Here is a 14,220-nt window from a genome sequence, read left to right as displayed (position 1 = left end):
AGGTCAGATCGATTGAACGGGCTGGCTTTCCCACGCCTGACGCAGACGCGCCATGGCGTCGGGGGTGCCGGGGAACAGGTGATCATTGATCGAGGCGATCGAGGCCGCTGGCGTGGCGGCATTACAGGCAAAGGCACCGTCGAACTGGTCCAAATCCCCTAGCGACACGGGCCTAATGGCTTGCGTCACCCCTGAGTTTTCCAGACCGCGCGAGATCAGGCGGCGCGTGACACCGTCCAGCATGGTCCCTTCGGGCCAGACAATACTGTCGCCCTGAAGGAAGCCGATATTCCACAGCGTCCCCTCAAGGATCAGCCCCACCTCGCCCGTCAGGAGCGCATCGTCATATCCGGCCAGTCGGGCCTTGCGGCGGGCATGTATGACGCCCGTCGTGCCCAGATGTTTGAGGTGGGCCAGTTCGCGCTGATGGCGCATGGTCATGACCCGCAGTCCGTCCGCCATAGGGGCGGCGGGCGGCGATACCCAGATCCCGACAGCCAGCCGTTCGACAGCCTCTGGTGCCCGCAAGGACATGCTTGGAGCCGTCAGTGTCACCCGCACCCACGCTGCATCCACTGCATCAAGTGCGGCGCGTAACTGATTGCGAACACTGGATTCATCGAGCGACAATTGAAAAAGCTCGCGTGCCGAGGCCGCGAGCCTTTCCATATGCAGATCCAGTCCCCTCACCCCGCCGTCGGCGTAGTTGAAGGACGTCACGGCCCCATAGTTGACCATGGCCATCTGGCGCAGGTCGTCGGCAGAGGCCGGACGGCCGTCGATCCACAGTTGCGGTTCGACGGCCAAGACAGACTTATTCCGCGTTCGATTCCGGCGCGGTGATTTCGGTGGCTTCGCCCTCGATCACTTCACCTTCGATGCCTTCGGCTTCGTCCTCGCCGGAGTTCGGCAGACGCTCGACCGAGACGACACGCTCGTCCTTGCCCGTGCGGAAGATCATCACGCCCTGCGAGGCGCGGCCCACGATGCGGACCTGCTCGACAGGGGTACGGATCATTTGGCCACCGTCGGTGACCAGCAGCAGGTCATCCGCTGCATCCACCGGGAAGGCTGCGGCCAGACGCTTGCCCGCACGACCGCCCAGACCGTGCGCGGTCAGACCCTGACCGCCACGTCCGGTACGACGGTACTCATAGGCGCTGGAGCGCTTGCCCAGACCGTTTTCCGAAACCGTCAGGATGAACTGTTCGGCGGCTTCCAGCTCAGCGAAACGCTCAGCGTCCAGTTCGACCGAACCTTCGGCTTCGTCCTCGGCCTCGGTCGGGGTGTTGTCCTCTTCGCCCTCGCCCTGCGCCGCGCGGCGCTTGGCATTGGCCAGTTTGACATAGGTGGCGCGTTCTTCCGGCGTGGCGTCCACACGGCCCAGAACGGCCATGGAGATCACCTCGTCGCCGTCCTGCAGACGGATACCGCGAACGCCCGTGGAGTCGCGGCCCTTGAAGACGCGAACGTCGTCGGCCTTGAAGCGGATGGCACGGCCCAGAGCGGTCGTCAGCAGGATGTCGTCTTCCGCCGTACAGATGCCGACGCCGACCATGCGGTCACCGTCTTCCAGCTTCATGGCGATCTTGCCCGCGCGGTTCACGGTGGCGAAGTCGCTGAGCTTGTTACGACGCACGTCGCCCGACTTGGTGGCGAACATGATGTCGTAATCGCCCCAAGTGCCTTCATCCTCCGGCAGCGGCAGCACGTTCATGATGCTGTCGCCCGGCTCGATCGGCAGCAGGTTGACGAAGGCCTTGCCCTTGGACTGCGGCGTGCCCAGCGGCAGGCGCCACGTCTTGAGCTTATAGGCCTTGCCGTTGGTGGCGAAGAACAGGACCGGCGTGTGGGTCGAGGCCGAGAAGACGCCGGTGATGGCATCCTCGTCCTTCATCGACATGGCCGAACGGCCCTTACCGCCGCGATGCTGCGTGCGATAGGCGTTCAGGGCCACGCGCTTGACGTAGCCGGTATGGGTGACGGTCACGACCATGTCCTCACGCGGGATCAGGTCTTCGTCTTCCATCTCGTGGTCGCCCTCACCGATTACGGTGCGACGCGGCACGGCGAACTGGTCCTTAACGGCCAGCAGGTCGTCACGGATCAGGGCCAGAACGTGCTTGCGATCCGACAGGATTTCCAGGTGGCCCGCGATGGTGCCAGCCAGGGTGTTGGCCTCGCCAAAGATGTCGTCTCGGCCCAGACCCGTCAGACGCGACAGGGTCAGCGCCAGAATGGCCTTGGCCTGTTCGTCAGTCAGTTTGATCAGACCACCCTCGACCAGAACGGTACGCGGGTCGGCAATCAGCTCGACCAGAGCCATCATGTCGCCCACCGGCCAAGCCTTGGCTTGCAGCCGCTCGCGGGCTTCCGTCGGGTCTGCCGACGAACGGATGATGTGGATCACCTCGTCGATGTTGGCGACGGCGACGGCCAGACCGACCAAGACGTGACCACGGTCGCGGGCCTTGGACAGTTCAAACTTCACGCGGCGGACGATCACTTCCTCGCGGAACTCGAGGAAGGCTTCCAGCAGCGAGCGCAGGCCCATCTGCTCGGGACGGCCATGGTTCAGCGCCAGCATGTTGACGCCGAACGACGACTGCAGCGCCGTATAGCGATAGAGCTGGTTCAGGATCACATCGCCCGAGGCATCGCGCTTCAGCTCGATGACCATACGCATGCCGGTACGGTCGGATTCGTCGCGGACGTCGGCAATGCCTTCGAGGCGCTTTTCGCGCACCATCTCGGCGATGCGCTCGATCAGGGTCTGTTTGTTGACCTGATAGGGCAGCTCGGTGATGACGATGGCTTCGCGGTCCTTGCGGATCTCTTCGATCGAGGCCTTGCCGCGCACCACGACCGAGCCACGACCGTCACGCAGGGCGTTGCGCGGGGCGGTGCGGCCCATGATCTCGCCGCCGGTCGGGAAGTCCGGACCCGGCACGATGTCCAGCAGGGCATCGTCGGTGATGTTCGGATCGTCCAGCAGGGCGACCGAAGCGTCGATCACTTCGCCAAGGTTATGCGGCGGGATGTTGGTCGCCATACCCACGGCGATACCGCCCGCGCCATTGACCAGCAGGTTCGGGATACGCGCCGGAAGAACGGTCGGCTCGAGTTCTTTTTCGTCGTAGTTCGGCTGGAAATCGACAGTGTCTTTTTCAATGTCGGTCAGCATCGCCACGGCGGCGTGGGTCATGCGGCACTCGGTGTAACGCATCGAGGCCGGCATATCGCCGTCGACCGAGCCGAAATTGCCCTGACCGTCCACGAGCGTAAGGCCCATGGAGAAGTCCTGCGCCATACGCACCAGCGCCATGTAGACCGACGAGTCACCATGGGGGTGGAAACGACCCAGCACGTCACCGACAACACGCGCGCACTTCGAATAGGCGCGGTCTGGCGACATGTTCAAGTCGTGCATCGAATACAGGATGCGGCGGTGAACAGGCTTCAGGCCGTCGCGTGCATCAGGCAGTGCGCGGCTGACGATAACGCTCATGGCATAGTCGAGGTACGAACGTTTAAGCTCGTTCTCGATGGTGATGGTCGCGATATCGCCGGAAGACGCCGGAGCGCCGTTTTGGTAACTGTCGTCGGTCAATGAAATCAGGCTTTAAATGGCCGGAATCGGAACGTGATCCGCTAGGGTCGGTTCTAGCACTCTAGACCCGCTGTGGCAAAATCTGCGAAGGGTTGGAACACCGATAGCCAAAGGAAAATGACAATGAAAAAAACTGCCATCTCCCTCGCCGCCGGCGGCATGATGATCATGACTATCGGTTGCGCGGCTGTCGCTCAGGAACAGCCCGCCGCTGCGGCTCCGGCCGCGTCGGCTGGCGGCCCGGCCCTCAACGTCGCCCTGATCAATAACGACGGCCAGCCCGCTGGCAGCGTGCAGCTGAAACAAGGCCCGTCCGGCCTGCTGATGATCGTCGAGGCACAGGGCCTGACGCCGGGTTGGCACGGCATCCACCTGCATGCCACGGGCCAATGCGAGGCCAACTTCACCTCCGCCGGTTCGCACATCAACCACGCCACCGCCGCGCCGCACGGCCTGCTGAACCCGCAAGGGCCGGACCTTGGCGACCTGCCGAACATCTATGCCGATGCCAGCGGTGTTGCCCGCGCCGAACTGTTTACCGACCGCGCCGCTCTGGTGGACGGCACGGCGGGCCAGAACCTGCTGGACGCGGACGGCTCGGCCATCGTCATCCACGCCAATGCCGACGACCATGTCAGCCAGCCGATTGGCGGTGCCGGTGCCCGCGTTGCCTGTGGCATAGTGAAGGCCCACTAAGCCCGATCCGACACCAGAATACGAAAGGGGCGGAGCACCATCGGTGCCCCGCCCTTTTTGTTGTCCGGCTGTGATCCGGCTTACCGCGCGGCCCCTGCCCGCAGATTGCGCTCGGCGATGGAAACAACCACCACGCCCACCATGGTCAGGGCGGCTCCGATAATGATCTGGCTCGTCAGCATATCACCCATGAACAGCCAGCCCATCAGCACCGACACAACGGTCGATCCCAACAGATAGGGCGTGACCCGCCCTGCCTCGCGGCGCTGGACCAGCCAGAACAGCAGGCTGGTGGCCATGACGGACGAGAACAATCCCGCCCAGACCACGGAGGCCCAGACCAGCGGGGTGGCGGACCTCAGCCCTTCCACCTGTCCGCTCTCGAACACGTACGACCCCAGCGCCATGGTCGGCATAGCCGTCAGCGCCAGAATGCCCTGCATCTTCAGCGGCGGTACCGCCGTCGTGCGGCGCGCAATCACCGTGACCAAGGCCCACACCGCAGCGGCCAGCGTGCCGATGACGATAGCCTCCCAATCCTGAAGCGCGTGCGGGTCAGCCGTCATCCACGCCACGCCGACAAAGGCGATGAGCATGCCGACAATGGCCGGCCATTTCAGCCGCTCACCCAACAGCAGGAAGGCAAACAGCGAGGTAAAGGGGATCCACGTCTGGGTCGCCACCGAAACAGGGCTGACGTCCTGTGCCAGCGAAAAGGCGAAATAGATCAGACCATAGTGCACCGCCCCGCCGAGGAAGGCGATCAACAACATCGCCTTCCAGTTCGGAAACGGCGGGCGCACAAATGGCGCAAGGCACAGACCGGCAATGGCAAAGCGCAGCCCCGCCACCATCAGCGGCGGCATGTATTCGGTCGCCAGCTTGGCTGCGGCGTTGTTGACGCCCCAGATCACGACGATGGCCAAAATGGCACCGATTTCCAGAGGGGTGAGCTTTTGGTCGATCATAGCCTGTTAGCGCATGCCATAGGCCGCTGCCTTTGGCTCCTCACGATAGTTGTCTGCGTGTTTCGTTCACATGGATAAGCGTCTAAGGGCGGGCGTCCAGTCGCTTATGAGAGATTCCCATGGCTCGCCGCATCCCTACCCTTCGCACCCTCGCTTCGGTTGTCGGGGCGGCGCTTGTCCTCGGCGGGGCGGCCAGCGCGTTGGCCGAGCCTATTCTGGTCACCTCGCCCTCGCCTCTGCCGCTGGATAACCAGCGTCCGCGCGTCTTTATGGGCGGCAGCATCGACATGGGCGGCGCGCCGGACTGGCAGGCCGCCATGACCCGCGCCCTGTCGGATATGGATGTGGTGATCCTGAACCCGCGCCGTCCCGACTGGAACCCTGCATGGAAGCCCGAAGCCTCGGAGCCGGAGTTCCGCCGCCAGGTGGAATGGGAACTGGCCGCGCTGGAGGCCAGCGACGTCATCGTCATGTATTTCGCCCCCGGCACCCAAAGCCCGATCAGCCTGCTGGAAATGGGCCTGCACGCCCGCAGCGGAAAGCTTATCGTGCTGGCCCCCGACGGCTTCTGGCGCAAGGGCAATGTGGACATCACCGCCGAGGCCTATGGCGTGCGTCAGGTCCGGACGATGGAAGAACTCACCGCCGCCGTGCGTGAGGCCTTGGCCGAGGCCGCAACAAAGGCCCGCTTCGTCCGCTAAACAAAAAGGCCGCCGGAGCGATCCGGCGGCCTTTTCTTTTGATCTGTCGATGCGACTTAGAACGGGATGTCGTCGTTCAGGTCGTAGCTTTCCTTGGGACCCGACGGACGGTTGGCACCGCCCGAGGAGAAGCCCGAGTCATAGCTGTCGTCACGGCCACCGCCGTAACCGCCGCCTTGGCCGCCACCATAGCCGCCGCCCGAGCCGCCTTCCGAACGGCCGCCCAGCATGGTCAGGGTGCCGTTGAAGCGTTGCAGGACGATTTCGGTCGAGTATTTCTCGATGCCTTGAGCGTCGGTGTATTTGCGGGTCTGCAGCGAGCCTTCGACGTAAACGGTCGAGCCCTTCTTGAGGTACTGCTCGGCCACCTTGACGATGTTCTCGTTGAAGATGACAACCGAGTGCCATTCGGTCTTTTCCTTGCGCTCGCCCGTGGCCTTGTCGCGCCAGGTTTCCGAGGTCGCGATGCGCAGGTTGGCGACGCGGTCGCCCGAGTTCAGGGTGCGGATTTCCGGATCGCGGCCCAGATTGCCGACCAGAATGACCTTGTTGACGCTACCCGCCATGACCGATGTCCTTTTGTTCTTATAGCCCCGCGGGCCACGAAAGCCCGCCGGAATGTTCCATTTATGTTCCGGCTCTGCAACCGGAAATATTGCCCCTTACGGAGCGATAGCGATCGGTCGCCCGTCGATTTCCCGCTGAATTGCACCGGGGATGGCGAGTCGTCCATCACCAGTTCGCGTCAAGGCGAAGAAACGCGGGCCATCCAGGGTCTTGCTCATCTTCACGCCCTGACGGTCGATGAAGATGAAATGCCCCTGATAGGCACCAATCAGATCGTTGTTCGAGCCGCCCATGCGCAGGAATTTGATGCGCAGCTCTTCCAGACGCGCCGCACAGAATTCGATCTGAGGCTGGTCGCGGGCCACCACATTGTAGCGGATGCCGAACGCCTGCGTTTCGTCCTCACCGACGTGATAGCAGACACCCTCGTCCATCGGCGCTTCAGGCTTGGCCGCCGCACAGGCCGACAGCACCGTCAGGGCCGCAGCAGACACAAGGCCGATTTTGATCGCATTACGCATTAAAGCCTCGGGAACTGGCATTGACGGTTTTGTTCGGCATAGGTGCGGAAGTTGGCATTGTCGGACGACGCTTCGACGCGCCGCGGCACAAGGCGCAGGGTCACATCGTTCCAGCGACCGTATTGGGCCTCACCCGGAGTGCGGACGCAGGTGCCCGAATAGAGCGCCTTCACGCAGTCGGCCTGGCTGAGGCCCGTTCCGACCTGACGCCATTCGTTACCAACGTGACGCAGGCATTGGCCCGATACCGGCGTCGGGGCTTCCACCGTCTGTCGCGGTGCCGTGGTCGTGGCGGGCTTTGGCACCTCGACCTCGACCGGCGCGACCGGAGGCGGGGCAAACGATGCAGTCGGGGCCGCGGCCAGCGCGCCCGTGGCATCCAGTCCGACGTCCAGAGTGTTGGTGGCCACGCCGTTACGGCGGGCACAGTCGGTCAGCGTCGCCATGCCCACGAACTGGCCGTCGACATAGCAGCGAAGCTCGCGCGTCGGCTCAAGGGTCGGCTGTTCGGCGAGATCGATCTTCAACCCGCCTTCGGCGGCGGGCGGCTTGGCATTGGGGTCGTTCGGCTTTCCAGCTCCGAAGAACATCGCCGCGCCGACACCGGCCAGCACCGCTACGCCAGCGCCCACTAAAACAATCGTGCGGGTATTATTAGGAAAAGCCATGCGGCCCTCTACGCGAGTAATGGCTTCAATAACCCTGCCGAGCGCAGCCGCGTCAACAGCCGCGTGCGGTTAAGTCAGCCCGTGAGCCTTGCGAGGGCGGCCTGATAGTTGGCGATTTGCGACTGCATATAGGCCGACGGCGTGCCTGTGGTCTTGCCGCTATTGCTGGCCAGCGAGGACGGGCTCATAGCGCGATAGGCCTCGCGGACCGAACGCAGAGCCGCCTGAATCGTATCGCGGGCCGTCCTCGCGGCATCGAGATTGAACAGGTTGAGGCTGCTGGGCAGTTCGATACCCACGGTCTTGCGCTTGTCCGTGCCCTTACCAACGAAGCCTTCCATCAGGCCCAGACCGGCCAAGGCATCGCGCCCGTTCTCGCCCGCCGATAGGACGGCACCCTGACGGCCATCCGCGCTGGTGATGGAAAGATACTGCGCACCGCCCTGCAAGACGCGGCTGTTACCTTCGGCGGTGCCCTTGTCGTCCCGCTCGGTCGAGATGGTGACCTTCAGATTGCGGCCCGATGCCGTCTCGATCTTGGTGGCCAGCGTCTGGAGCGTATCCTTGGCGTCGATGGTGACAGCCGTCTTGCGGCCCGTATTCGGGTTGGTGATGTAGAAACGGTCGCCCGCACGCAGGCCGGTCGTTTCGACCAGCTTTTGCGAGACATCCTGAACCAGTTCACCGGACGGCAGGCCCAGTCGGTCCAGAACGCTGCTGCCGTTGGTATTAACGGTAACGGTCGCAGCCTTGGCTTGTTCAGAGGTGCCCGTCCATGTCTGGTTCCAGCCCACCTCGCCCGTCGTGGCGTCGATCTTGGCCAGATAGGCTTTAACCGGATCCTTGTCGGCGGGCGCGCGGGTCGAGTTCCACGCCCCCGTCATCCAGACCTCGCCGTTCACGACCTTGACGTCCGCCGCCGTGTCGTGGCCGTCGGTGCCGTAATAGGTCAGTCGATCGCTTGCAGAGGCCGCAAGATCCGTCGACAGGCTGGCGACGAAAACATCGCTGCCGCCGGCATGGGCGCGGGTCACAGTGCCTGCATCCAGCGCCACATTGCCCGTTGCGCCTGCCACCACCAGCTTACCGTCAGAAACGGAAATACCGGCAATCTCCCCGCCTTGGGCGCTGCCCAGATTGCGGGTGGCCAAAAGCTCGGGCGCGCCGTTGGCGGACACGCGGAACTGGCGCACGACAAAGCTGCCGTTCTCGATACCTGCCGTATAGAGGTTGTCGCCGTCCATGGTCATGGCCTGAACGTTGTCGTCGCCCACGGTACCGAATTGAACAGCGCCCAGCGCCACACCGGTTATCGGCGCGGTGGCATAGGACTGGTTCTCGCCAAAGACCTGAACATAGCTGTCCCAGCCGCCATTGGCCGAAGCCCCCGGCATGGCCGATTGGGAGCGTCCCGAGACATAGATCTTGCCATCGGCACCGAAGCTGACCGCCGTCGCCTCATCGGCGGCTCTCGCCCCGCGCGACTGGGTCCATTGCTCGTTGCCATTGGCGTCAAACACGGTGACGAAGCTGTCCGACAGGCTGCGATCGGCCACTGTCTGTCCGGGGATCAAGCCACCGGTGACCGAGCCCGCCACGGCCACGCGGCCATCGTCGGAAACGGAAATGGCATAACCCGCGCCGTTCATGGACGCGCCAATACCGCGACTGATGACCACCTGCCCTGCGGAATCCAGCTTCATCAGGACCACATCGGACTGGCCGCGCACGGTCTGGCCGCCGCTGCCGCCAATGACGTCGGCGACAATCCACATACCGCCATCGGCAGCCGCCGCAGAAGCGCGGACAGCGGAAATGCCATCGGGCAGCTGGGATTGGTCGATGCGACCGTTGACGAAATTGGTCTCGCCGATCCCGATCTGGCCGGTCGAGTTCGGGTCGAACTTCAACGCCTCGAACTTGCCGTTGCCGCCCTGCTGCACGACGCTGACAGAGGTTGAGGTGTTGACGGCCTCAAAGCCCACGGTTTCCACCGAACTGGCCGTGATGGTCATGCCCCAGCTTGAGCCCGTACCCGGCAGGGTGATGGTGCGATCGCCGACCTTGAGGGTCTTTTCCTCGCCGGGGATTTCCTGACGGCTAAAGCGCGTCTGAACGCCCTCGGCTTCCAGCTTGGAATTGATATGGCCGATCACCGCATCCAGCGTACGCGGGGTCGAACCCATGTCGTCCAGATTGACGGCAATGGGCTTGGTGCCCGATGCCGTGCGGACGTTGATGTTGAACTGTACGTCGCCCTCGAAGGCGGCAACCGCGTCCGACAGCGAACCCTCGTGGATCGCGCCCGTCTTATAGACGTGGTTGTCACGCGGGATCATCAGCGAGGATTGGGTGCGCGTGGCAGACTCGCCGTTTACCAATCGGACGGTATTAACGTCTGCGCCAGCGGTGGCGAGATAGTTGGAAATCTCTTTCAGACCGGCTTCAAAACGCTTCTGAAGCTGGGCGGCTTCGGTCTTTGTGACCGACTTGTTCATCGCCCGATCCGCAAGTGCCTCCAGCATTTGCAGACCGGTATTCAACGCAAAAAGCGTCTTGTACTCGCCGGCGTTCTTGGGACGCAGATCGAGTTTATTGGCGCTTTCATCGATAAAACGCCCGCCTGACAAGGCTTTACGCAGCAGCTCGGATTGAGCCGGTTGTTTGACGGTGCTGCTGGTACTCCACGGAGCGGTCGGCTGGGAGCGGGTCGCAGCCGCACTGGTTCCCGACGTGAACGACGTCAGTTCTGACGTATCGATCCCGTAAAGTCCCAGAACGTAGCTGTTGCTGACCTTCAATACATGCGCTCCTTGCTCGTCAGCACTATAGCCGATTTGCGCCGTCAAATCGTTAACTGCCGCGCTTGTGTGCTACCCCTGCCCGCCAAACAAAAACGCCGCCGTGAGAACCTCACGACGGCGCTTGTTTTGGAGCGTCAGCCTGTCTGTTTACTGGAACAGGGACAGGATGATTTGCGGCGACTGGTTGGCAATCGACAGCGATTGCGCGCCCAGTTGCTGCTGCACTTGCAGAGCCTGCAGTCGGGCGCTTTCCTTGGCCAGATCGGCATCAACGAGGTTGCCGACGCCGACTTCCAGCGAGTCCATCAGCTTGCCGACGAAGATGTTGTGCTTTTCGATCTGCTTGGCCTGGGCACCCAGTTCGGCCAGACGCGAGTTCGAGGTCGCCAGAGCGGCCTCGACGCGGGCCAGGGCGGCTTCGGCGTCTGCGGTGTTCAGCAGGCTCGGCGCGGCAACGGCCGGGGTGGCAGTAGCGTCCGCTGCCAGCCCCAGCCCCGCGAGGGTCAGGTCCTGACGGTTCAGCGAGATCTTTTCCTGGGCGTCGGCGCTGGCCAGAAACTCGAGGTTGGTCGCGACCGCACCGTTCAGGATGTTCTCGCCATCAAAGGTGGCGTTTTCCGCGAACGATTGCAGCGACTTCAGCAGCGACTGGAACTCGTCGTCATAGGCCTTGCGCGATTCAGCCGAGGCCGACGGGTCGGCTGCGGCCACAGCCTTGGCTTTCAACTCGACGATGATGTCCGAAATCTCGGCACCGGCAGCCAGCGAAACGTCGGAAATCGACGTCGCACGGTTGAGGCTGGATTTGACGGAGTCCAGAGCCGAGGTATCGGCGCGCTGGTTCTGGGCAATGGCCCAGGTCGCTGCATTATCTTTAGCGCCGTTCACCTTCAGACCGGTGCTGATCCGGTTCTGCGTGGCAGACAGCTTGGAATTTGTATTGTTCAGATTCTGCAGCGCAACGAGCGCAGAACTGTTTGTGTGAACGCTTGTGGTCATGGCTTTCGACGCCCCCGGACTTTCTGTACCGATAGCCGTATTAACCATGAGTCGTGAGTGTATGGTTAACAGCGTAAAAACCATAAACGCGCCGCCCGGCTTTGGCTATCCGGGGGCGTTGCGTACGCATTTGCGACGCGGAACCTGATCTTTGAACGAATTCAAAGCGGTTCATAGATTTTGGGAGGCGGTAACTTCCGCCGGTAATCAGACGCTGGTCTTTACTAGTCCGCCCTGCTGATAGGCAGGATCGGTAATCATTTTTTCGACGTGCTCGTTCGGGAGCTGTCGGATCACTTCACCGGTCTGGGAATCCAGAACCTTATAGACGTAGCGGTGCGAGCTGACCGGCTCGATCACCAGACGCTGCTGGCTCAGATCCTGAGCGGGAGACGTCTTCGCCGAGACGGCGATCGGCTCGTCCAGCTTGACGGCGTCGGTGGCTATGGGCGTGGCACCGCCGACGGCGGATATTTGGTCTGTCATGTCAATTCACGCGTTTTGCGCGGCCTTCCATTGTTAAAGATCAGAGCGGGCAGGAAATTCTTCCCGCCCGCCCTCATCAGGTTTAGCGGAACAGGCTGAGCATGATGCTGCTCGACGAGTTCGCGATCGACAGAGCTTGCACACCCAGCTGTTGCTTGGTTTGCAGCGCCGTCAGGCGAGCGCTTTCCTTGGCGAGGTCAGCGTCAACCAGGTTACCCACGCCAGCTTCCAGCGAATCCTGGAGCTTGCCGACGAAGGTGGCTTGACGATCCAGCGACTTCGACTTGGTGCCGAGGTCAGCCAGGGTCGTCGTGAACTTGTTGAGGGCTTCTTCGACCTTGGCGGCCGTGTAGTTGGCCTTTTGCTTGTCGTAGTCGTCCGACGAGGTCCATGCACCAGCGGTGACGGTGCCTTCGAACTTCAGGTCATCAGCCGATGCGGTGGTCGCATCTGCACCACCTTTCAGGACGAACTTGCCGCCCGAAGTGTTGGTCGAAACCTGAACCGGCTCGCCAGCAGCGGTAGCATCGAACAGGTTCACACCGTCGAACTTGGCACCGGCCAGAGCCGTGTGCACTTCTTTAACCAGAGCTTCAAAGTCGGCGACCAGCTTCTTGCCGTTCTCGCTGAAACCGTCACCTGCACCATTGCCGGCGTCGTCCTGGATGGACACGGCCAGAGCTTTCATTTCGGTGAGGGCATCAACGACAGTCTCGCCAGCTGCCAGAGCCACGTCGATGATCGACTGGCCGCGTTGCAGCGACTGTTTGACGGCGTCCTGAGCACCCATTTCGGCACGTTGCGAAGTCGCAATTGCGAAGATAGCGCCGTTGTCCTTGGCGGACGACACGCTCATGCCGGTGTTCACACGGTTCTGGGTCGTTTCCAGAGCCTTGTTGGTGGCGTTCAGGGTTTGCAGTGCAACGAGTGCACCACGGTTGGTGTTGATCGAGTTGGCCATTCTGGCCTCCTTGTCTTTTACAACTCTCCGCCATTTTGGCGGAGCGCGCATTTTGCGCTGTTACAATACAGAGAGGTGATCAAGCCCCGCTGCTGACGTCGTCGGACGTCACCTTCGGGACCTCCAGACTATCGACACTGACCGCCTTTAGGGGCGGCGAACTGACGATGGAAAGCTCCATACGGCCCAAGCTTCTGCTCGGATCGAAGGGCTGTTAAGCGATGTTCTTTCCTACTCCAGTCCCGCAACGACAATCGTGACGCTGCGGTGTCTCTAGTGAGTCTTGCAGCTTGCCAATGCTGAATGACCAATGATCCAAAGACTTTGACTCAAATCAGTTTTCACTGATCAAGCCGTTGCTTTTGAACCACAGCATCGTCCGCACTCCCAAGCTGCAGACCGATGGAGGGAGAGACCGGCAAAGGCCCCTCCCCCAACCGGATTAGCGGAACAGGCCCAGCAGCATGCTGCTGGACGAGTTGGCGATCGACAGCGCCTGCACACCCAGCTGTTGCTTGGTCTGCAGAGCGGTCAGTCGAGCGCTTTCCTTGGCCAGATCGGCATCCACGAGGTTGCCGATACCGGTCTCCAGAGAGTCTTGCAGTTTGCCCACAAAGCTCAGCTGGCGTTCCAGCGACTTCGACTTGGTGCCGAAGTCGGCCAGGATGGTGGTGAAGTTGCTGATCGCGCGGTCAACGTTTGCCGCCGTACGATCGCCTTCGGTGGCCAGGTTGAACGCAGGTTCGGTTGCAGGCACAGCGCCGGCAGCCCCTTGCGTAGCCACGATCTCCCCCGTGGTTGCCTTATAGGCACCCGAAGCGGTCGCCGAAGCAGCAGCTTTCAGGGTGAAGGAGTCGCCCTTGGTGTTCGTGGTCACCTTGATCACGGTTGTGCTGTTGCCAGCGTACAGGTTGACACCGTCGAAGCTGGCACCTTTCAGCGCAGAGTCGATCTCGTTGACGATGGCCGTGAAGTCATTGTTCAACTTGGTTTTGGTCTCGCCGGTCGCATCCTGAATGGCCACAGCCAGGCTTTTCAGCTCGGTCAGGGCATCCACGACGGTCTCGCCAGCCGCCAGCGCGACATCCACGATCGACTGACCGCGTTGCAGCGACTGTTTGACCGCATCTTGAGCGCCCATTTCGGCACGCTGCGAGGTAGCAATGGCGAAGATTGCGCCATTATCCTTGGCCGACGACACCTTCATGCCGGTGTTCACACGGTTCTGGGTCGTTTCCA

General features: G+C 62.2%; 13 protein-coding genes. 2 read left to right on the top strand and 11 right to left on the bottom strand.

Annotation, left to right across the window (positions count from 1 at the left end; all coding sequences use genetic code 11):
• Window positions 1-3: 3 nt before the first annotated feature.
• Both Q0Y42_RS01910 and gyrA read right to left on the bottom strand, forming a co-directional pair.
• Complete coding sequence (locus Q0Y42_RS01910; protein ID WP_297799559.1) at window positions 4-807, bottom strand: aminotransferase class IV; 804 nt, start codon at window positions 805-807, stop codon at window positions 4-6.
• 7 nt (window positions 808-814) lie between these two features.
• Complete coding sequence (gene gyrA, locus Q0Y42_RS01905) at window positions 815-3,610, bottom strand: DNA gyrase subunit A (RefSeq protein WP_297799557.1); 2,796 nt, start codon at window positions 3,608-3,610, stop codon at window positions 815-817.
• A gap of 123 nt (window positions 3,611-3,733) precedes the next feature.
• Between gyrA and Q0Y42_RS01900 the strand changes: the two genes are divergently transcribed.
• On the top strand, window positions 3,734-4,306 hold the full coding sequence (locus Q0Y42_RS01900) for a superoxide dismutase family protein (protein WP_297799555.1): 573 nt from the start codon (window positions 3,734-3,736) through the stop codon (window positions 4,304-4,306).
• An 80-nt stretch (window positions 4,307-4,386) separates the two neighbouring features.
• Here the strand turns inward: Q0Y42_RS01900 and Q0Y42_RS01895 are convergent, their stop codons facing one another.
• Window positions 4,387-5,274 (bottom strand): EamA family transporter, encoded by an 888-nt coding sequence (locus Q0Y42_RS01895; RefSeq protein WP_297799553.1) that lies wholly within the window; start codon window positions 5,272-5,274, stop codon window positions 4,387-4,389.
• Between the two features lie 119 nt (window positions 5,275-5,393).
• On the opposite strand from Q0Y42_RS01895, the gene Q0Y42_RS01890 reads away from it, so the two are divergent.
• The gene (locus Q0Y42_RS01890) at window positions 5,394-5,975 is read left to right on the top strand and encodes a nucleoside 2-deoxyribosyltransferase domain-containing protein (protein WP_297799551.1); all 582 of its coding nucleotides are present in this window, start codon (window positions 5,394-5,396) and stop codon (window positions 5,973-5,975) included.
• A 56-nt stretch (window positions 5,976-6,031) separates the two neighbouring features.
• Here Q0Y42_RS01890 and ssb read toward each other — a convergent pair whose 3' ends face one another.
• The 8 genes from ssb to Q0Y42_RS01850 form a co-directional block, all read right to left on the bottom strand.
• Window positions 6,032-6,541 carry a single-stranded DNA-binding protein gene (gene ssb, locus Q0Y42_RS01885; protein WP_292051268.1) on the bottom strand — a complete coding sequence of 170 codons (510 nt, stop codon included), beginning with the start codon at window positions 6,539-6,541 and terminating at the stop codon, window positions 6,032-6,034.
• A 96-nt stretch (window positions 6,542-6,637) separates the two neighbouring features.
• Window positions 6,638-7,063 carry a hypothetical protein gene (locus Q0Y42_RS01880; RefSeq protein ID WP_297799548.1) on the bottom strand — a complete coding sequence of 142 codons (426 nt, stop codon included), beginning with the start codon at window positions 7,061-7,063 and terminating at the stop codon, window positions 6,638-6,640.
• Window positions 7,063-7,731, bottom strand: a complete 669-nt coding sequence (locus Q0Y42_RS01875; RefSeq protein ID WP_297799545.1) for a hypothetical protein — start codon at window positions 7,729-7,731, stop codon at window positions 7,063-7,065. The genes Q0Y42_RS01880 and Q0Y42_RS01875 overlap by 1 nt, the downstream gene beginning before the upstream one ends.
• 74 nt (window positions 7,732-7,805) lie before the next feature.
• Entirely contained in the window at window positions 7,806-10,532 is a 2,727-nt protein-coding gene (locus Q0Y42_RS01870; protein ID WP_297799543.1) for a transcriptional regulator, read from the bottom strand.
• A gap of 150 nt (window positions 10,533-10,682) precedes the next feature.
• Window positions 10,683-11,534 (bottom strand): flagellin, encoded by an 852-nt coding sequence (locus Q0Y42_RS01865; RefSeq protein WP_297799541.1) that lies wholly within the window; start codon window positions 11,532-11,534, stop codon window positions 10,683-10,685.
• Window positions 11,535-11,741: 207 nt separating this feature from the next.
• Entirely contained in the window at window positions 11,742-12,020 is a 279-nt protein-coding gene (locus Q0Y42_RS01860) for a flagellar protein FlaG (RefSeq protein WP_297799539.1), read from the bottom strand.
• 82 nt (window positions 12,021-12,102) lie between these two features.
• A complete protein-coding gene (locus Q0Y42_RS01855; protein ID WP_297799537.1) occupies window positions 12,103-12,981 on the bottom strand; it encodes a flagellin in 879 nt (292 codons plus the stop codon).
• A 442-nt stretch (window positions 12,982-13,423) separates the two neighbouring features.
• The coding region (locus Q0Y42_RS01850) for a flagellin (protein ID WP_297799534.1) at window positions 13,424-14,220 on the bottom strand (797 nt) is incomplete at its 5' end.

This window comes from uncultured Brevundimonas sp. (assembly GCF_947305955.1).
Taxonomy (GTDB): Bacteria; Pseudomonadota; Alphaproteobacteria; order Caulobacterales; family Caulobacteraceae; genus Brevundimonas.
The sequence above is the reverse complement of the archived record's forward strand: the minus strand, read 5'-3'. Positions and strand labels throughout refer to the sequence as shown.